Origin of the sequence: Prosthecobacter vanneervenii (assembly GCF_014203095.1) — a bacterium.
GTDB lineage: Bacteria > Verrucomicrobiota > Verrucomicrobiia > Verrucomicrobiales > Verrucomicrobiaceae > Prosthecobacter > Prosthecobacter vanneervenii.
Genome location: NZ_JACHIG010000006.1, coordinates 196,548 through 215,101, shown reverse-complemented (window position 1 = coordinate 215,101; position 18,554 = coordinate 196,548). Strand labels below are relative to the sequence as shown.

At 61.4% G+C, this 18,554-nt stretch carries 14 protein-coding genes; 10 read left to right on the top strand and 4 right to left on the bottom strand.

Going from position 1 to position 18,554, the window contains the following annotated elements; translation table 11 throughout:
- The first annotated feature begins 159 nt into the window (after nt 1-159).
- From HNQ65_RS15240 to HNQ65_RS15220, 5 genes are all read left to right on the top strand, one after another.
- Complete coding sequence (locus tag HNQ65_RS15240) at nt 160-945, top strand: IclR family transcriptional regulator (protein WP_184340435.1); 786 nt, start codon at nt 160-162, stop codon at nt 943-945.
- Nucleotides 942-4,649 (top strand): DUF1553 domain-containing protein, encoded by a 3,708-nt coding sequence (locus tag HNQ65_RS15235; RefSeq protein ID WP_184340434.1) that lies wholly within the window; start codon nt 942-944, stop codon nt 4,647-4,649. The genes HNQ65_RS15240 and HNQ65_RS15235 overlap by 4 nt, the downstream gene beginning before the upstream one ends.
- A 121-nt stretch (nt 4,650-4,770) precedes the next feature.
- The gene (locus HNQ65_RS15230) at nt 4,771-5,316 is read left to right on the top strand and encodes a DMP19 family protein (RefSeq protein WP_184340433.1); all 546 of its coding nucleotides are present in this window, start codon (nt 4,771-4,773) and stop codon (nt 5,314-5,316) included.
- Entirely contained in the window at nt 5,313-6,731 is a 1,419-nt protein-coding gene (locus HNQ65_RS15225) for a DUF1501 domain-containing protein (RefSeq protein ID WP_184340432.1), read from the top strand. Before HNQ65_RS15230 ends, HNQ65_RS15225 begins: the two co-directional genes overlap by 4 nt.
- Entirely contained in the window at nt 6,731-8,134 is a 1,404-nt protein-coding gene (locus HNQ65_RS15220) for a DUF1501 domain-containing protein (protein ID WP_184340431.1), read from the top strand. Before HNQ65_RS15225 ends, HNQ65_RS15220 begins: the two co-directional genes overlap by 1 nt.
- A 138-nt stretch (nt 8,135-8,272) precedes the next feature.
- On the opposite strand, the gene HNQ65_RS15215 is transcribed toward HNQ65_RS15220, so the two are convergent.
- From HNQ65_RS15215 to HNQ65_RS15205, 3 genes are all read right to left on the bottom strand, one after another.
- A complete protein-coding gene (locus HNQ65_RS15215; RefSeq protein WP_184340430.1) occupies nt 8,273-9,652 on the bottom strand; it encodes a Gfo/Idh/MocA family protein in 1,380 nt (459 codons plus the stop codon).
- 76 nt (nt 9,653-9,728) lie between these two features.
- Nucleotides 9,729-10,205 (bottom strand): MogA/MoaB family molybdenum cofactor biosynthesis protein, encoded by a 477-nt coding sequence (locus HNQ65_RS15210; protein WP_184340429.1) that lies wholly within the window; start codon nt 10,203-10,205, stop codon nt 9,729-9,731.
- A gap of 20 nt (nt 10,206-10,225) precedes the next feature.
- On the bottom strand, nt 10,226-12,589 hold the full coding sequence (locus HNQ65_RS15205) for a carboxy terminal-processing peptidase (protein WP_184340428.1): 2,364 nt from the start codon (nt 12,587-12,589) through the stop codon (nt 10,226-10,228).
- Nucleotides 12,590-12,698: 109 nt separating this feature from the next.
- Here HNQ65_RS15205 and HNQ65_RS15200 point away from each other — a divergent pair, with 109 nt between their 5' ends.
- The 4 genes from HNQ65_RS15200 to HNQ65_RS15185 all read left to right on the top strand — a co-directional run bounded on the left by HNQ65_RS15200 (nt 12,699) and on the right by HNQ65_RS15185 (nt 15,572).
- The gene (locus HNQ65_RS15200) at nt 12,699-13,316 is read left to right on the top strand and encodes an MBL fold metallo-hydrolase (RefSeq protein WP_184340427.1); all 618 of its coding nucleotides are present in this window, start codon (nt 12,699-12,701) and stop codon (nt 13,314-13,316) included.
- 23 nt (nt 13,317-13,339) lie between these two features.
- Entirely contained in the window at nt 13,340-14,410 is a 1,071-nt protein-coding gene (rlmN, locus tag HNQ65_RS15195) for a 23S rRNA (adenine(2503)-C(2))-methyltransferase RlmN (RefSeq protein WP_184340426.1), read from the top strand.
- Between the two features lie 92 nt (nt 14,411-14,502).
- On the top strand, nt 14,503-15,153 hold the full coding sequence (locus tag HNQ65_RS15190; RefSeq protein ID WP_184340425.1) for a DUF1361 domain-containing protein: 651 nt from the start codon (nt 14,503-14,505) through the stop codon (nt 15,151-15,153).
- Nucleotides 15,154-15,155: 2 nt separating this feature from the next.
- Nucleotides 15,156-15,572: a DCC1-like thiol-disulfide oxidoreductase family protein gene (locus HNQ65_RS15185; protein WP_184340424.1), complete on the top strand. Its 417-nt coding sequence runs from the start codon at nt 15,156-15,158 to the stop codon at nt 15,570-15,572.
- A 21-nt stretch (nt 15,573-15,593) separates the two neighbouring features.
- Here the strand turns inward: HNQ65_RS15185 and HNQ65_RS15180 are convergent, their stop codons facing one another.
- The gene (locus tag HNQ65_RS15180; RefSeq protein WP_184340423.1) at nt 15,594-17,318 is read right to left on the bottom strand and encodes a DUF4407 domain-containing protein; all 1,725 of its coding nucleotides are present in this window, start codon (nt 17,316-17,318) and stop codon (nt 15,594-15,596) included.
- Nucleotides 17,319-17,400: 82 nt separating this feature from the next.
- On the opposite strand from HNQ65_RS15180, the gene HNQ65_RS15175 reads away from it, so the two are divergent.
- A complete protein-coding gene (locus tag HNQ65_RS15175; RefSeq protein WP_221306176.1) occupies nt 17,401-18,057 on the top strand; it encodes a GNAT family N-acetyltransferase in 657 nt (218 codons plus the stop codon).
- Nucleotides 18,058-18,554 lie beyond the last annotated feature (497 nt).

Genomic DNA, 18,554 nt, shown 5'->3' with positions numbered 1-18,554 from the left:
CCCGCCACGGAGGGGAATGCAACGCCGAGCATGGATTTGCAAAAAAGGCACATCTTTTTCCGCGGCTGCGCGGGCGGGCGCTGTCAGACTAGCCGGGCGAATCTGGTGAAACAGGAAAATTGATAGTTTTCCAAATGTGGAAACGTTTCTAAATTCAGAATGCTTAAGGAAGCCGCCATCCCTCTCACCGACGACACGCTCGCCCCCGGCACGGAGCGTACTCTCGCCATCCTGGAACTCCTGGGCCGCCACCGCGCCGGACTCAGCCTCACCGAGATCGCGAGAGAGCTCGACCTGCCGGTCAATTCCGTCTTCCGCATCACCGGTACGCTGCACAATCGCGGCTACCTCCAGCGCCGGGAAGACGACAAGCGCTTTGTGCTCACCAACAAGCTCTTTGATCTCTCCCGCCCGCAGGTGCGCGAAAAGAGCCTCGTCGTCTGCGCTCTGGAATCCCTCAAATGGCTGCGCGATGAAACCGGCGAAACCACTCAAATTCTCGCCAGCGTGAACCACAAGATGACCGTGCTAGAGCAGTGCATCTCCTCCCAGCCCATCAAGGTCAGCAGCACCGTCGGCCTGCAGGTGCCCATGTACTCCTGCGCTCCAGGCAAGGCGGTTCTGGCAAATCTCCCTCCAGTGGAGCTGGACCAGTTCTTTGCCGCCGTGCAGCTCAAGCAATACACCCCCACCACCCTGGCCGCCCCCGAACTGCTCACCGCTGATCTGGCCAAAACACGCAAACGCGGCTACTCCACGGACATCGCCGAAGGCCTGGAGGGCATCCATTGTGTCGCTGCCGCCATCCTGGATGAATACCGCTACCCCGTCGCTGCCATCACCGTCATGGCGCCCTCCTTCCGCCTGAAGCGCGACCAGTTTGAAAAAGCCGGCAGACTCTGCATCGAGGCCGCAGCAACCATCACCCAGAGGCTCCTGGCATGAACAAGCATCTTTTCATCTCCGCTGCTGCGTTCCTCTGTGGCAGTCTGCATGCTGCGCCCACAGCTGCGCAGATCGAATTCTTCGAGTCGAAGATCCGCCCCATCCTCGCGCAGGAGTGCTACGAGTGCCACAGCACGGCCACCAAGAAGAAGGGCGGCCTCGTGCTCGACTCCCGCCCCGGCTGGCAGTCGGGCGGCGAATCCGGCGATGTCATCAAACCGGGAAATCCCGCCGAGTCGCTGCTGCTGCAAACCATCAAGCACGAGCACGACGACATCAAGATGCCCAAGGCCGGGGCCAAGCTCGATGACAAGGTCATCGCCGACTTTGAGCAATGGATCCGCGACGGTGCCGCCGACCCGCGCGACACCGCACCCTCCAAAGCAGAGATCGCCAAGGAGACCGACTGGAAGAGCATCCTCGACCGCCGCAAGCAGTGGTGGTCCTTCCAACCCGTCTCCAAGCAGCCCGCGAACAAAACCATCGATGACTACATCGACGCAGAGCTGGCCAAGCAAGGCATCCCCGCCGCAGCACCTGCCGATGCACAAACACTGCGCCGCCGCCTGAGCTACGTGCTCACCGGCCTGCCGCCCTCAGGCGTTCAAAGCATCGACGACCTGCTGACCTCCCCGCACTTTGGCGAGAAGTGGGCCCGCCACTTCATGGACTGGGTGCGCTACGCTGAGACCTACGGCTCCGAGGGCGACCCCGCCATCCCCTACGCCCACCAGTACCGCGACTACCTCATCCGTGCCTTCAATGACAACGTGCCCTATCCGCAGCTCGTCAAGGAAGCCATCGCTGGCGATCTCCTCGCCAAGCCCCGAATCAAGAACGGCATCAACGAAAGCGCCATCGGCATCGCCCAGCTCCGCATGGTGCTGCATGGCTTCTCGCCCGTCGATTCTCTGGATGAAATGGTCACCTTCACCGACAACCAGATCGACACCGTCACCAAGGCCTTCCAGTCCCTGACTGTGAGCTGCGCCCGCTGCCACAACCACAAGTTTGACGCCATCTCGCAGACCGATTTCTACTCCCTCTACGGCATCTTCACCAGCACCCACCCTGCCGTCATTGACGTGAATGCCCCTGGCACAGGCAAAGCCGAGCGCGAGGAACTGGCCAGGCTCAAGGCACAGATCAAAGACGCCGTGGCTGCGCACTGGCTCAAGTCAGCCGCCAAAATCACCGCCAGCGAGAACACCGAATCCACGCACCCCGGCCTGGGCAAACTGCAGTGGTTTGCCAATGGCGTAAGCCTCACCAAGGCAGGAGAATTTTCCATCGCACTCGAAGGCGAAAACGCAGTCTCGCAGATCCACCCTGGCGGCTATTTCAGCGACCTGCTCAGCACCAAGGAACGCGCCGTGCTTTTCTCCAACCGCTTCAAATGCGAAGGCGGCACGCTGTGGTTCCGCGTGGCAGGCAATGGCGGCGTGAAGGCCAAGTATGTGGTGCAAAACTACCCACGCACCGGCACCATCCACAAGGCAGTCGTCCTCAGCGATGCCAAGGATGAAAAGCTCGGCTGGCGCTCCCTCGATCTCGAATTCTGGAAGGGCGATGAAATCTTCATCCAGATCACCACCGCCGCCGACCTGCCTGCTGAGTTCAACAAGGATGCCCGCTCGTGGTTTGGCCTCACCGACGTGTTCATCACTCAGGACAAAACACCTCCATCTGTCGAGGCACGCGCCCCGTTCGCCGCGAGCGATCTCATTCAGTCCTGGCAGAAAGGCACGCTGACGGACACGCAGGCGGAGGTGCTCAACCGCCTTGTGCAGACCGGCAGGCTGCCCAACAAACTCGCCGATCTTCCCGAGGCCGCCAAGCTGGTGGCACGCTACCGCGAGATCGAAGCCCGCCTGCCCATGCCCACACGCGTGCCCGGCGTGATCGAGGCCGATGCCAAAGACGCGCCGCTCTTTGTCCGTGGCGACCACAAGCAGCCTTCGGAAATCGTTCCCCGCCGCTTCCTCGACGCCCTCGATCCCGCGCCATTCAACACCACCGGCAGCGGTCGCCTCCAACTGGCCGAGCACATGGCAGACCTGAAGAACAACCCGCTCACCGCACGTGTCATCGTCAACCGCCTCTGGCACCATGTCTTTGGCCGCGGCATTGTCTCTACTGTGGACAACTTCGGCAAGCTCGGCGACCTGCCCACACATCCCGAACTGCTCGACTTCCTGGCCCAGCGCTTCATCGACAGCGGCGGCGATATCAAGGCCATGCTCAAGCTCATGGTCAGCTCACGGGCCTTCCAGCGCAGCGCGCAGGCCTCGGAGATCGCGATGCAGAAGGACCCTGAAAACAAACTGCTCAGCCACTGGACCATCCACCGCCTGGAGGCCGAGTCCATCCGCGACTCAATCCTCACCCTCACCGGCAAGCTCGACCCCGAGCTCTATGGTGAACCCATCGGCAGCGGCAACACACGCCGCAGCATCTACGTGAAAGTCATCCGCAATTCACTCGATCCCTTCCTCACCACCTTCGACTCTCCCGTCCCCTTTGCCACCCGTGGCAAGCGCGACACCACCAACGTCCCCGCACAGTCCCTCACCCTGCTCAACGACAACAACGTCATCCGCTGGTCACGCGAATGGGCGCTGCGCTCCAGCAAGCTCGACGACAAAGCCCGTGTGCAGCAGATGTTCCGCGAGGCCTTCGCGCGCGAAGCCACCCCCGATGAGGTGAAGCAAAGCCTGGCCTACCTCGGCATCTTGCAGCAGGAAAACAACGAACTCGTCCAGGAGCTGAACTCCAAGGAACAAAAGCTCGCGGCAGTCACGCAGCAAATCTCCGCCCTGCTGGAGCCCGCACGCACTCGACTGCAGACCGAGCGCAAGCTGCCCGCCGTGCCGCTCAACACCCCTGCCCCGCTGGCCGAGTGGACCTTTGACAAAGACGCCCGCGACACCGAAGGCCGCATGAACCTCGAACTCGTCGGCAACGCTCGTGTGGAAAACGGCGCTCTCATCCTGGACGGCAAGTCCATGGCCAAATCCGGCTCCCTGCCGAAGACGCTCACCACCAAAACCCTCGAAGCCTGGGTCATGCTGGACAATCTCACGCAGCGCGGAGGCGGTGTAGTCACCGTGCAGCACAAGGACGGCGGCCAGTTTGACTCCATCGTCTTTGCCGAGAAAACCCCGCAACACTGGGTGGCTGGCAGCAACTTCTTTGACCGCAGCGAGCTCTTTGAAGGCAGCGCCGAAACCGAAGCCACCACCCGCCCCGTGCACATTGCTGTGGTTTACCAGCCCGATGGCACCATCTCCGGCTACCGCGATGGCAAGCCCTACGGCCGCACCTACCGCAAAGCCCCCGCTGCCACCTTCGCCGCCGACGCCTCCCAGATCCTCCTCGGCTGCCGCCACGGTGCCCCTGCCGGCAACAAAGGCCTCACGGGTCGCATCTTCCGCGCCCGTCTTTATGACCGTGCGCTGACACCCGAAGAGATCGCCCAAACCGCCCGCATCGAATCCAGCTCCATCACCGAGGCCGATATTCTCGCCGCACTCACACCGGATCAACGCCAGCAGCTCACCCAGCTTCAAACCCAGCGCGACGAGCAGTCAAAACAACTCGAATCCCTCCGCGCCTCCACCGCTGGCGACGACGCCACCGTCCAAAGCTGGACCAGCCTCGCGCAATCACTCATCAACCTGAAGGAGTTTATTTACCTGAAATGAACACGCCCTCAAAACCCGCGCCAGCGTTTTGGAGTGCTCCAGTCCTCTGGAGCTTTGCGCAAGCCGGTGGCCACCCGAAAGCGCCGGAGGACCGGCGCACTCCAAAACGCTCACGTGCACAATGATTGGCTTCTCTCCAACTTGGCAAAAATTTGCGTCCAAAGCCCGATGCTTTGAACGATTCGACTATCTATTCGACAAGGACGTGAGGCCTGAATGGGCCAGATCAAAATATCTTGGCTTAAATGAGGGCCGGAAGATGGCCGTACGATTTTACTGGTTCAAAGCTGAGTTAAACAATGGCGGTCTGCCTCAGTACTTCTGGAACTCTAGTGGTGCTTTTACCGCCGATCAGATTGCTGACCTCGCAAAGATTGGCTGCCAAACCGAGTCAGAAATCCTTTGCTCAGCAGCTCGTAAACTATTTGGTTCTGTAACTCCTCCGACAGACACTACAGAACGCAGAACACAGATTCAGGCCTTTTACGGCACACATCCGTTCAACGATGATGACGATCAGGAGCGATTGTTACAGTTGGACGGCAAAGATGATCTGAGGTCAGAGACTTCTCATTTGCAAGACAATCAAAAAGCGATTGCCGAAGCTTTGTGCGCCTGGTTCCGCTCAAACAGTCTCTTCTTCACTCGCCTCAAGGACAAGCCATGAACTCCCCCCTCTCCCGCCGTCAAATTCTCTCCCGAGCCTCCACCGGTTTCGGCATGGCCGCACTTGCGGGTCTCATGCAGGAAGAGGCTCAAGCGGCGCTGCCGCTCGTCAATCGCGCCAAGCGCTTTGCTTCCAAAGCCCGCAGCGTCATCTTCCTCTACATGAGCGGCGGTGTCTCTCACGTGGACTCCTTCGATCACAAGCCGCTCCTCACCAAGTATGCGGGCCAGCCGATGCCCGGCGCGGTGAAGAAGACGCAGTTCAACAACAACGGCACCGTCCAGCCCTCGCATTGGGACTTCAAACGCTACGGACAGTCCGGCCTGGAGGTCAGCGACCTCTTTCCGCAGATTGGCGGTGTGGTGGACGAGCTATGCCAGCTCCGTGGCATGACGGCCAAATTCAGCGAGCATGCGCAGGGAAATTTCTTCATGCACACCGGCTTCCCCTTCCTCGGCTATCCCAGCGCAGGAGCATGGACGAGCTACGGGCTCGGCACCGAGTCGAGCGATCTTCCCGGCTACATCGTGCTGCAGAGCGGCGGTGCCTCCACTCCGCATGGCGGCGTGGGCCTCTTCAGCAATGGCTTCCTCCCCGCGCAGCATCAGGCCAGCATCGTGAAAGCTGATGAAGCCGAAGCTGTGGCCAACATCCGCCCGCGCCAGCCGCACGACATGCAGCGCAGGCAGCTCGACTTCATCGGCAGCATGGACCGCCGCTTTGTCAGCACCACGCAGCACGATATGCACATCGAGGCCGCCATCTCCAACTACGAGATGGCCTGGCGCATGCAGTCCGCCGTGCCCGAACTCTGCGACATCTCCGGCGAAACCGAAACCACCAAGAAGCTCTACGGTCTGGATGATCCGGAACCCAAAAAAGCCGCCTACGCCCGCCAGTGCCTGCTGGCGCGTCGGCTCGTCGAGCGTGGCGTGCGCTTCATCGAGCTGAGCACGCTGGCCTACAACGTGGGCGGTGGCAACGGTGCCAACCCCTGGGACCACCACGGCGCGATCAAGGAAGGCCACGGCAAGATGGCGAACCAGATCGACCAGCCCATCGCCGCGCTCATCAAAGACCTGCGCTCGCGCGGCCTGCTGGACAGCACGCTTCTCGTCTGGGCCGGTGAATTTGGCCGCACGCCCTTTGCCCAGGGCACCAATGGCCGCGACCACAATCCCTACGGCTTCACCGTCTGGATGGCCGGTGGTGGCGTCAAAGGCGGCCACGTGTACGGTGCCACCGATGACTTCGGCTACAACGCCGTCGAAAACATCTCCACCGTCTATGACATGTGGGCCACCGTGCTGCACCTCATGGGCATCGACCACGAGCAGCTCACCTACCGCTTCAGCGGTCGTGATCTGCGCCTGACGGATGTGCATGGCAACGTGCTCAAAGACATCATCGCCTGATGAATTCCCTCCTCTCACGCCGCCAGATGCTCGCCCATGCCTCCACCGGCTTTGGCATGGCCGCGCTTGCGGGACTCATGCAGGCGGAGTCGCCGGTGAATCGTGCGAAGCGCTTTGCCCCGAAGGCCCGCAGCGTGATCTTCTGCTACATGAGCGGCGGGGTCTCTCACCTCGACTCCTTTGATCCGAAGCCGCTGCTGGAAAAATACGCCGGGCAGCCCATGCCGGTGGAGGTGAAGAAGACGCAGTTCAACAACAACGGCACCGTCCAGCCCGCGCACTGGGCTTTTCATCGCCACGGCCAGAGCGGCATGCCGGTGAGCGAGCTCTTCCCGCACATGGCCACGCTGGCGGATGAGATCTGCGTCATCCGCAGCATGACGGCCAAGTTCAGCGAGCACGCGCAGGGAAATTTCTTCATGCACAGCGGCTTCCCCTTTCTCGGTTATCCGAGCGCTGGTGCCTGGGCCAGCTATGGTCTTGGCACGGAGTCGCGTGACCTTCCCGGCTACATCGTGCTGCAAAGCGGCGACGCCACGGTGCCGCACGGCGGTGTGGGAGTCTTCAGCAACGGCTTCCTGCCCGCGCAGCATCAGGCCAGCATCATCAAGGCCGATGCCGAAGAAGCCGTGAAAAACATCCGCTCCCGGCAGCCGCGCGCCAGACAGCGCCGCCAGCTAGACTTCATCAGTGACATGGACCACCGCTTTGCCAGCATGGCGCAGCACGACGTGCATGTGGATGCCGCCATCGCCAATTACGAAATGGCCTGGCGCATGCAGTCCGCCGTGCCCGAGCTGTGCGACATCTCCGGCGAGACCGAGGCCACGAAAAAGCTCTACGGCATGGACGGCCCGGACGACACCCGCACCGCCTATGCGCGGCAGTGCCTGCTCGCACGTCGGCTGGTGGAGCGCGGCGTGCGCTTTGTAGAGCTGAGCTGTCTGCCGCAAAAGCTCGGCGGCAAACAAGCGGCGAACCCCTGGGATCAGCACGGAGAAATCAAAAAAGGCCACGCCAACATGGCCTATCAGGTGGACCAGCCCATCGCTGCCCTCGTCAAAGATCTCAAATCACGTGGCCTGCTGGACAGCACGCTGGTCATCTGGGCTGGTGAGTTTGGCCGCACCCCCTTTGCCCAGGGCACCGACGGCCGCGATCACAACCCCTACGGCTTCACCATCTGGATGGCCGGCGGCGGCATCAAGCCCGGCCACATCTACGGCGCCACGGACGACTTCGGTTACGATGCCATCGAAAACGTCTGCACTGTCTATGACATGTGGGCCACCGTGCTGCACCTGATGGGCATCGACCACGAGCAGCTCACCTACCGCTTCAGCGGCCGCGATCTGCGGCTCACCGATGTCCACGGCAATGTGCTGCGCGATGTGATCGCGTAGGCAAGGCATTCGCAAAATCTCTCGAGAGCGTCTTGGAGTGCGCCGGTCCTCCGGCGCTTTCGAACGTTCACAATCCTTCACAACGCTCCAGAGGACTGGAGCACTCGATGAAGGTTCGCGCAGACGGTTACTTCAGGCTCACACCTCCAGCTTCCAAGGCCCGCGATACTCACGGCCCAGCAGCTTGGCGGCATCGGCATCACCCAGGATCTCCTCTTTCACCGGATCCCACTTGATAGAGCGGTTGGTGAGGAAGGAAATCAGGGCAAGGTGGCCTGGCGTGGCACTGTGATGCGCGGTCTCCACCGGAGTCACAGTGGGCTGGCGGCTCTTCACGCAATCGAGGAAGTTGCGGTGGTGCCCCTTGGTTTCGTAGAGGCGGGTCTTGATGATGTCATCTCCCAGCTTCGGAGCCTTGGCCACTTCGATGATCTCGCTCTTCGGGTCCTTCTCATCCTTCCGCTTCTTGACCATCTGTTTGAGCGCCGGGTTGGAGCAATCATACGCGCCGCCACGGTTCACATACACCCAGCCGTCCGTGCCGATCCACTTGGTGCCCATCTTGATGTCGTCATGGCCGCCCGCGATGGTCATGGTGATGCCGCCGGCATACTTGGCCTCGGCGCGGTACTTGGTGGCGGTGTTCCAGATGTCGGTGCGCGGTGGCATGTCCACCTGGATGGGGCTCACCTCATTGGGACCGCTGCGGTCCATGTCCATTCCCCAGTGCGCGATGTCGCAGTGGTGCCCGATCCAGTCGAGAAGCTGACCGCCGCCGATGTTGTAGTCCCAGCGCCAGTTCTTGTGCACGCGGCACTCAATGTAGTCCTGCATCGTCGCAGGCCCGATCCACATTTCATAGTCCAGTTCGGGAGGCGGTGGCGTCACGCTGCGCTTGTCGCCGGTGCCTGCAAAATCCTTGTGCCCATCAGGCAGCCCCACGTGCACCTCCTTGAGCTTTCCGATGAGCCCGTTGCGCACGATCTCCGCGCCGATGCGGAAGTTGTCCTCGCTGCGCTGCCACGAGCCCGTCTGCCAGATGCGTCCGTGCTTCTGCACCGCTTTCACAATGGCCTGCTGCTCGGCGATGGTGCGTGCCAGCGGCTTCTCACCGTAGATGTCCTTGCCGTTCTTCGCCGCTTCGATGGCGGTCAGCGCATGCCAGTTGTCCGGCAGCGCCAGCATCACGGTGTCGATGTCCTTGCGCGCCATCACCTCACGGTAGTCATGGTAGGGCTTGCAGTCTTGATTCTTGTAAGCGCCATTGATGACCTCCAGCGCCTTCTGCAGGTTGCGCTTGTCAATGTCACACGCAGCCACGATCTGGCAGTCCTGCTCCTGCAAAAATTTGCTCGTGTTGCTCGGCCCCATCATGCCCCAGCCAAAGACAGCCATGGTGATCTTGTTGGAGGGGGCGTTCTGCCCCAGCACACTGGCCGGGATGATGGTGGGAAAGCCGATGGCGGCTGCGGACCTGGCAAGGAACTGACGGCGGGAGGAAACAGGAATGCGTTTCATGGCGGTGGTTTGACGGATGACTGGATTTAAACGGGACTCCGCCCCGGAGTCGAGCCGCAAAATTCAGTTACTCCAGTTAGCAGCTCGTCGGCACGCGCTGGGCCAGCTTTACCGTATGGGGAATGGCCCCCAGGACAAAGCCGAGGCAGTCCACGGCACCCTGCGGCTTGCCTGGCAGGGCGATGACGAGGCTGCGCTCCACCACTGCCGCAAGGCTGCGGGAGAGGATGGCATTGGGCGTCAGTTCCAGTGACTTCATGCGCATGAGCTCGCCAAAGCCGGGAATCTCCACCCGCATAATGCCACGAATGGCCTCGGGTGTGACATCCCGCTCGGCGATGCCCGTACCACCCGTGGTAAGAATGAGCGCGCAGCCCTGGGCTCCAAAGGAATGAATCGTCTCCTGGATGCGCTTCAGATCGTCTGGGACGATCGCCTCCGCGGCGACAGTCCAGCCATAGCCTTCCGCCGCCTTTTTCAGCGCCGGGCCGCCCAGATCCTCATACACGCCCTCGCTGGCGCGATCAGATACCGTGATGATGCCTACCTGCATTCTTGATGAAAAGAAGGCGATTACTGAGCCTGAGGCTTGTCCGCAGCAGCGGCTTTGTCCTCCGTCTTGGCAGCGGTGGTCGGCTTGTGGTCCAACTCCAGCAGATCGCGCAGGACGTGGATGGTTTCCAACTTCACGGGCTCCACGCCATACGGGAACTTGGATTCGTCACTGCCACCCTCTTCATCCTTGGAGGCCGTGCGCATGCCGGAGTTCATCTCCTTGGTAAAAGCGGACTCGGGTACGAGGTCGGGCTTGTCCACATTGTCGAGCGTCAGGTGGTAGGTCTTGAAGCCGTTGTCCTTGATGCGCTCAGCCACTTCCTTCACACGCTTGGCGCGCTCTTCGGTCTGCTTGTCGCGTCGAGCTTCGTTGTCCAGGCGCTCTTTCTCGCGCTCCTGCAGGTTCAGGCTCACCGTGTTGCGGTCGATCTTGTCCTTCAGGCGCTTGGCCTCATCGACCACGTTCTGGAATTCAGGATTGGTGGCCAGGCGGCTCTTCACTCGGGCATTGATCTCTTCGATCGGAAACGGGTCCTTGCGGAAGAGCGGATACTTGCGCGGCGGGATGGTGTCGTAGGGCAGCGGATTCTCAGCGGAGGCTTCGCCGATGTCCAGCACGTCACGGATGGAGGGCAGCGGCACGTCAGCCTCCACGCCCTTGAGCTGGGTGGAGCCACCGGCGATGCGGTAGAACTTCTGAATCGTCACCTTCAGGTCACCAGCACCTTTCTTGTCGCTGAAGAAGGGCATGTAGCGCTCCACAGGCAGGATGGTCTGCACCGTGCCTTTGCCGAAGGTGGACTTGTCTCCCACAATCAGCGCGCGGTGGTAGTCCTGCAGGGCGGCGGCCAAAATTTCAGAGGCGGAGGCGCTGGCCTTGTTGGTCAGCACGATCATCGGGCCGTCATACACCGGCTTCTCGTTTTCGCAATCGCGCCAGGTGATGCTGCCACGCCAGTCCTTGGCCTGCACCACAGGTCCGGCGGGGACAAAGAGGCCGGTGAGCTTGATGGCTTCATCCAGGGAGCCGCCGCCGTTGTCACGCAGATCCAGCACCAGACCGTCGATCTTTTCCTTCATCAGACGACGCAGCAGGCGCTCCACGTCAGCACTGGTACTGACGGTGCCGTTTTCCATGTCGGCATAGAAGTTGGAGAGGTTGATCCAGCCCACTTTGAGCGTCTTGCCCAGGTCCGGCGGAGTCACCAGCAGCTCGGCATTGGCCAGCTTTTCCTTCAGCGGCACCTCATCACGCACGATGGCGATGATGCGGGTGCCGGCGGGGTCATCAGCCGGGACAATCTTGATGCGAACGGTGGTGTTCTTCTCGCCGCGGATCATGTCCACGATCTTCTGCAGCTTGAGGTACTTCACGTCCACAAACTCGTCGTCGCCCTGGGCCACGGCGATGATGCGGTCATTCAGCTTGAGCTGCCCTTGCTTGTCAGCAGGGCCGCCGACCACGATGCCCTGGATCTCGGCACCATCGTCCTTCTGGCCGAGCAGTGCGCCGATGCCCACCAGCTTGTGGGACATGTGGATGCGGAAGTTGTCGCTCTCATCCGTGCTCATGTACTCCGTGTGCGGGTCGTAGGCGGTGGCGAGGCTGGAGAGGAAGAAGTTCACCACATCCTTGGTGTCGTTCTCGTTGATGCTTTCGAGCAGGCGGGTGTAGTCCTTCAGCACACGTTCCTTGGGCGTCAGGTCTTTGTCGTCCTTGTCCTTGTCTTTCTTGGCGGCGACCTCAGGCTTGGCCGGGGCGGCGGCTTTGGGCTCCTCCGCTTTTGCCTCGGGCTTGGCGGCAGCGCTTTCGGCCTTCTTGGCGGCAGCCTTCTCAGCCTTCTTTTTTTCGTCGCGCTCACGGGTCTCGTCGGCGATGCGCTCTGCCAGCAGATTGTCCTCGATGATGTCCAGCCAGAGCTTGTCCTGTTCGGCCTTGTCTTTCGGCCAGGGGGCCTTGTCGCGCTTGATCTGGATGGTGCGCTTGGAGTCAAAGGTGAACTTGTTGGTCTCCAGCGCCTTCTTCAGGAATTCCACGCGCTCCTTCACACGCTCCTTGTAGATGTCATAGATCTCGATCGCCGGGCTGATGTTACGCATCAGCACATGGTCGTCGAGGGTGGTCTCATACTTGTCCTTGAAGCCCGCCACATCCTGCTCGGTAAAGAAGATGTGCTTGAAGTCCAGCATGTTCAGGTAGTTGTGCAGCATCTCCCCGGACACCTTGTCGTCAAAGTCCTGCTTCGAGTAGTGGTGGTTCTGCAGCATGTAGGCCACGTGCATGGCCACCTGGCCGAAATTGGTCTCTGCCTGCGCGGTAGGAAGGAGAAGCGCGAGGGCGGAGGCCGCAGCCGCGACGGGGGTGAAGAAATTGCGAGTCATGGTGGGGGTCGTCCAGATCTATATAACGAACCTCGCGGCGCGTTTTGCGTTCAGATTTTGCCTTTTCAGAGTTGAAATGTCCAACTCTTTCCCGTCTTTCGCCTCCTCCATGCCTCAAATCTCCACCTACACCGGCGGCATCGCCGCCACCAATGGTCACGTCCTCTCCCTGCCCGGCGGCACGGTGCTTGTCGATGCCCCTGATGGCATATCCGGCTGGCTCCGGCTCAACAAGATCAAGGTGGATGCCGTGCTCCTGACCCACCAGCATTTCGACCATGTGCTGGATGCCGCTGCCGTGAAGGCGGAGCACGGCTGCCCGGTCTATTCCTTTGCCCCGTATTCACGCGACCTGACACTGGAAACCCTCTACGGTGCGGCCAGCGGCAGCCCTTTCTCCGTGCCTCCTTTTGACGTCGATATCGCTCTCAAAGGAGAGAGCCAGGTGGAGGTCCTCGGAGAGACCTGGAAGCTCTTCCATGTGCCCGGCCATTCGCCCGACAGCCTGTGCTACTACCTGGAAAATCAGGACCTGCTTTTTGGCGGCGACGTGCTCTTTCTTGACAGCGTGGGCCGCACCGATTTACCCGGAGGTTCCGGCGCACTGCTGCTCAGCGGTATCATCAAAAAATTGTTCCCTCTGCCCGATGCCACACGCGTCTTTCCCGGCCACGGCGATGACACCACCATAGGCCGGGAACGGCTTGAGAATCCGTTTCTCACGTGACACCCTGATCGTCAATTCACCTAATGCCGCGTTCACTGCATGACCTGACCTATGACCAGCTCCGCGAGGTGCTCGTCTCGGCAGGCCTGCGCCCGGCCCACACCGGCACGCTTTGGAACACCCTGCACTTCCGGGCCATGGCCGATCCGCTGGCCCGTGAAGACCTGGCACCCCCGCTGCGAAAATGGCTTACGCAGGTGCTCACTGACGGCAACTGGATGCTGGACGTGCCGCCCATCTCTCTCGACACGCCCAGCAGTGATGGCCTCACGCACAAATACCTCCTCCGCATGGCCGATGCACAGGAGATCGAGACCGTCATCATGGGCTACACCGGCCGCCATACCGCCTGCATCAGCACCCAGGCCGGCTGCGCCATGGGCTGTGTCTTCTGCGCCACTGGGCAGATGGGCTTTGTGCGCCACCTGCGCCCCGGCGAGATCGTGGCCCAGGTGCTGCATGCCCAGCGCTGCGTGCGCGCCAAAGGGGAAAAAGGCCTGCGCAATCTCGTCTTTATGGGCATGGGCGAGCCCCTGCACAACTACGACTCCGTGATGACCGCGCTGGACATCATCTGCGACACGCGCGGCCTCAACATCGGCCCCAGCAAGATCAGCGTCTCCACCGTGGGCGTGGTGCCCGGCATCCTGCGCATGGCGGCGGAAAACCGGCCCTACAACCTGGCCGTGAGCCTGCACGCCGCCACCGAGGAGGAGCGGGCCAAACTCATCCCCGCCAACCAGCGCTGGCCGCTCACTGATCTGATGGCCGCCTGCCGCAGCTACAATGCGCAGACGGGCCGCCGCATCTTCTTTGCCTGGACTTTGATTGATGGCGTCAATGACACCCCCGAGCACGCAAAGCGCATCGCCGAACTGCTCCACGGTCTCGACGCCCACATCAATCTCATCCCCCTCAACCGCACCGACGGCTACTCGGGAGAGGAAAGCACCAGCACCGCCGCCGATGCCTTCCACCGCATCCTCCAGGACGCCGGATTCCCCTGCACCATCCGCCAGCGCCGCGGCATCGACGTCGCCGCCGGCTGCGGGCAGCTCAAGGCGCTGAAAAATCGGCGCAAAGCAGCCGCCTGATGAACTCCCCGTGAAGCCCATGTGAATTCGGCTTCACTAAACCATCCCTCGCTTGCCGCCCCCTCGTAGCAGGGCGTATCGTTTTCGCAGCCATGTCCGCCCGCGTCTTTTTGCTGAACCTGTGCGCCTGCCTGTGGTGCTGCTTCACCCTGGTGCTGCGCATTCATCTGGCTGGGCATCATCATTACGCCTTCATGGTGTGGAATCTCTTCCTGGCCGCCATTCCGCTGGGTCTCAGCCTGGGCCTGAGCAGAATCAGCCGTCTCTCCCTGGCTCTACCGGTGCTGGCGCTTTGGCTGCTGTTCTTCCCCAATGCCCCCTATGTCCTCACGGACCTGATACACCTCAACGAGCACCCCGCCAACGTACCCAAATGGCTGGACCTGCTGATGCTGCTCTCCTTTGCCCTCGTCTCTCTCTGGCTCGGCTTTCAGTCCCTGCACATCGTGCAGCACTGGTTTGCGCGGAAGTTCTCTCATGCCACCGCGTGGTGCGTCAGCGTGGGCTCGCTCGGCCTGAGCGGCTTCGGCGTTTACCTGGGCCGCTTTGACCGCTGGAACAGCTGGGACCTCCTGCACCGGCCCGCTTCCCTGCTCACCCGCATCGCCTCCTACGTGCTGCACCCTCTGGCGCATTCTCGCACCTGGGGTTTCACTCTCGGCTTCGGCACCCTGCTGATCCTGGCCTATCTTTTCTGGCTTTCCTCAGCAGCTGCAGCCCCTGTGAATCGTAAAATAGAATAGCCGTGCCCAGCTACGATCCCAGCCACGACCACCTCCTGCTCTTTGATGGCGTCTGCCATCTTTGCGATGCCAGCGTGCGCTTCATCGTGCGGCACGATGCCGCAGGGTGCATCAAGTTCGCCCCCATTCAGAGCCCCCTCGGCCGCGAGCTCTACTCACGTCATGGCCTGGACCCTGATGCCCCCGGCTCCATGCTCTTTCTCACGCCCAAGGGAGCCTTCAAAGAAAGCGATGCTGCACTCGAGATCGCCCGCACTCTCGGCATTCCATGGAAGCTGGCGCTCCTCTTCAAACCCGTGCCTCATTTCCTCCGCGATGCCGCCTACGCCTTCATCGCCCGCAACCGCTACCGCTGGTTCGGAAAGCATGAATCGTGCATGATGCCCACACCTGAGTTAAGAGCCCGCATGCTGGAGTAGCAGGAAGACACTCCAAAGCCGTCATGCCCGGCCCGTGGCAGGCGTGGTCCGGCGGCGGCGGTCGTCGTCGCTGAAGTAGGTCTGCATGCGTTCGCGCAGGTCGGCGTAGAAATTGCGGGACATCTCCTCCAGCACCTCCGCCGTGTGGCTGACGCCGCTCTTGGCGGCCAGCTCGCGGGCCACGCGGTTTTTCTCTTCAAACTCGCGTTCCAGATCCATGAGATAGACGAGGAACTCCTTGGCCGAGCGTGCGCCATCCACACCGGTGACGAGGGCGCGCTCCAGCGGCTTGTTGCGCGTGAGGTTCAGCACCTTGCTCTCGCTCAGCTCCTTCATCTGGCGGCTGAAGCCCTCCAGGTAGGCCTTGCGCTCGCCATCATAGAGGCGCTCCTCGCGGTCCAGCAGCGTGTCGTAGGGGCCGGGCTTGGAGAAGAACTTCACGATCAGCGGAATGGTGTCCACCAGCATAAAGAGCAGCGTCAGCACCAGATACGCGGCCAGCGCGAATTTGCCGCCTTCCGCGCCTTGGTCAAAGAGCTCGTGCAGCGCCAGCGTCTGCGTCAGGATGTCCCGGCGCGGCTCAGCACGGATGCCTGAGATGCGCGTGTCCTCGTCCTTGATGAGCTGGCCGATCTCCGCGTGCAGATTTTTCTGCTGCAGCAGCAGCGCATCAATCTGCGTCTTGAGCGTCTCGCGGATGGCGTTTTGCTGGGAGACAAACTGGTCCGCCTGCTCCGTCTGCACCTTCTGCTTCAGCGCGGAGATGCGGTCCTGCTCCGCTTTGTTGCGTGCGGCTTCTTCCAGCGCTTTGGCATCCAGCGCTGCATTGACTCCGTCCTCAGCGGCTTTGATCTCGGCCACCAGCGCCACACGGTTCTTCGTCATCGTGTCCAGCACACCGCTCAGACGGGCGGACTCGGCACGGCGCCAGGTCAGCTGGTCCTCCTGAATGCTCTTGGCACGCGGCCCCAGGCCCACGATGCCGCTGCGCTGGCCATTCACCTCGCGCTCAAATTCAGACTGCCAGTGGTTCAGCTCCTCGGCGATCTTTTGGTAATCCTGGCTCAGCTTGGCCATCTCGGTATCCAGCTTGGTCAGGCGTTCCTTCCCCGGAGCCACCGCATCGGCGATCTTGCCTTCGCGTTCGGCCTTGGCGGCTTTCTCATCGGCAGTCAGAGGCTTTTCCACCGGCTTGCCGTTTTCATCGAGGAACTTGGCGTTGAAGGTCGCATTCCAGTTTTCGCGCTGCTTGGCGATGTCCGTCTCCAGCGTGGCCAGCCGCTCTTCCACGGCGGCCTTCTGCTGCTTGGCGGTTTCACGCGCGGCCTCGATCTCGCCCTGGCGGTGCTTTTCCACCACGGAAGTGATCGTGTCTTTAAACAGCAGCAGCGTCAGCGGATGGGAGATGGTGATACCCATGAGCGCCGCCACCACCATGCGCAGGGAAAATTGCGCGGCCTTGCGGAAGATAGACTGGTAGGCGCGGTAGGTGGCCAGCAGTGCACGGTCCACCGTCAGGATGATGAAAGACCACACCAGCGACACCGGCGCGATGACCATCCAGTTGTCCGTCAGCGTGCTAAGCGCATACGCGCAGGCGATGATGGCAAAGGTGGAGGGCACCAGCACCGTGGCGCCAAAGGCCACATACTTCCGCCGCTCCCATGCCGGGCAGTCATCGAGGTTGTCGGAGGAGGCTGAGGAGAGCCAGAAGAAAACGCGTTCGATGCGCTGGAGGAGGTTCATGGGCGTGTGAGGGTGCCGTTGGCGAAGGTGGGGTCACGGGCGGGATTGTCAATCTGCGGGTATGGATTATTAAGCCCTATCTATGACGCCCGTCCTCAACGATGCATTCATCTGCGATTCCGTGCCTCCCGAGGTCATGGACCAGGTGTGGGCGGCAGGGTGGCGTCATTTTGGCCGGTACTTCTTCCGCTACAGCACCCAGCCGGCCCCGGAGGGCGGGCTGCAGACCATCACCCCGCTGCGCATCGATCTCGCAGCCTGCACCTTCACCAAAAGCCAGCGCCGCGTGCTCAACAAAAACACCGGCCTGCGCAGCGAGATCGCCCCCGCCGCCATCGACTCCGACCTGCGCGCCCTCTTCCAGCGCCACAAGCAGCGCTTCACCCACAACATCCCCGACACCCTCGAAACCTTTCTCGGCCCCGATCCCTCCCACGGCCCCTGCGAGTGCCGCATGATCCGCGTCTTCGACGGCCCACGGCTCATCGCCGCCAGCTTCTTCGATGTCGGCCAGCAGGCCGCCTCCAGCATCTACGGCCTTTTTGAACCCGAATGCTCCAAACGAAGCCTCGGCATCTACACCCTGCTGCTGGAAATCCAGCACTGCCAGACTTCAGGCCTCCGCTGGCTTTACCCCGGCTACGCCACCCGCGAACCCAGCGTGTATGACTACAAGAAGCAGTTTCGCGGCATGGAGTATCTGGAGTGGAGCTCGGGAGAGTGGGTGCCACTCATGTAGCACCCGCTGGGCAGAAACAGATTCCACCTTCCCGCTCAGACATCACATCGGTGCAAGCCCCCCGCAGGTGTCCTGAATCACGGTTCGCTGAATTTGATGCCTGATACCACGCCTAAGCACGGCATCACGGCATCATTTCTTCAGCCACAGCCTCTCACCTGTGCATTGAATGGTATCAAAAAGCATTTCATGGCATTGATGTGAAAAAAGTTTTCAGCAACCCTCGCCGGGTGTGGCAGCATTTAGCAGCTCCATTTGCTGCCGTGAACACGCGCCAGAGAAGCAGCTGGCCACAGCCGCATGCAATCAATGCCGGACATGCCACGCGCACATGGCAGCATGCATTCATTGAGAGATTCATAGGCACAAATATTTCCCCCCTTGGAGGGGCAAGGCTCATCACTTCTTCACCAGCGCCATTCTATGCCGCAGACCTGCTCTCGTTGCCAAACATGGGAAGCAGCAGTGCCTGCGCCCCCTCCGCAGGCTTTGATGCC

What these genes read in the sequence shown, in the direction of transcription:
- HNQ65_RS15240 (WP_184340435.1), top strand. Translation starts at nt 160, where the DNA reads ATGCTTAAGGAAGCCGCCATCCCTCTCACCGACGACACGCTCGCCCCC.
- HNQ65_RS15235 (WP_184340434.1), top strand. Translation starts at nt 942, where the DNA reads ATGAACAAGCATCTTTTCATCTCCGCTGCTGCGTTCCTCTGTGGCAGT.
- HNQ65_RS15230 (WP_184340433.1), top strand. Translation starts at nt 4,771, where the DNA reads ATGATTGGCTTCTCTCCAACTTGGCAAAAATTTGCGTCCAAAGCCCGA.
- HNQ65_RS15225 (WP_184340432.1), top strand. Translation starts at nt 5,313, where the DNA reads ATGAACTCCCCCCTCTCCCGCCGTCAAATTCTCTCCCGAGCCTCCACC.
- HNQ65_RS15220 (WP_184340431.1), top strand. Translation starts at nt 6,731, where the DNA reads ATGAATTCCCTCCTCTCACGCCGCCAGATGCTCGCCCATGCCTCCACC.
- HNQ65_RS15215 (WP_184340430.1), bottom strand. Translation starts at nt 9,652, where the DNA reads ATGAAACGCATTCCTGTTTCCTCCCGCCGTCAGTTCCTTGCCAGGTCC.
- HNQ65_RS15210 (WP_184340429.1), bottom strand. Translation starts at nt 10,205, where the DNA reads ATGCAGGTAGGCATCATCACGGTATCTGATCGCGCCAGCGAGGGCGTG.
- HNQ65_RS15205 (WP_184340428.1), bottom strand. Translation starts at nt 12,589, where the DNA reads ATGACTCGCAATTTCTTCACCCCCGTCGCGGCTGCGGCCTCCGCCCTC.
- HNQ65_RS15200 (WP_184340427.1), top strand. Translation starts at nt 12,699, where the DNA reads ATGCCTCAAATCTCCACCTACACCGGCGGCATCGCCGCCACCAATGGT.
- rlmN (WP_184340426.1), top strand. Translation starts at nt 13,340, where the DNA reads ATGCCGCGTTCACTGCATGACCTGACCTATGACCAGCTCCGCGAGGTG.
- HNQ65_RS15190 (WP_184340425.1), top strand. Translation starts at nt 14,503, where the DNA reads ATGTCCGCCCGCGTCTTTTTGCTGAACCTGTGCGCCTGCCTGTGGTGC.
- HNQ65_RS15180 (WP_184340423.1), bottom strand. Translation starts at nt 17,318, where the DNA reads ATGAACCTCCTCCAGCGCATCGAACGCGTTTTCTTCTGGCTCTCCTCA.
- HNQ65_RS15175 (WP_221306176.1), top strand. Translation starts at nt 17,401, where the DNA reads ATGACGCCCGTCCTCAACGATGCATTCATCTGCGATTCCGTGCCTCCC.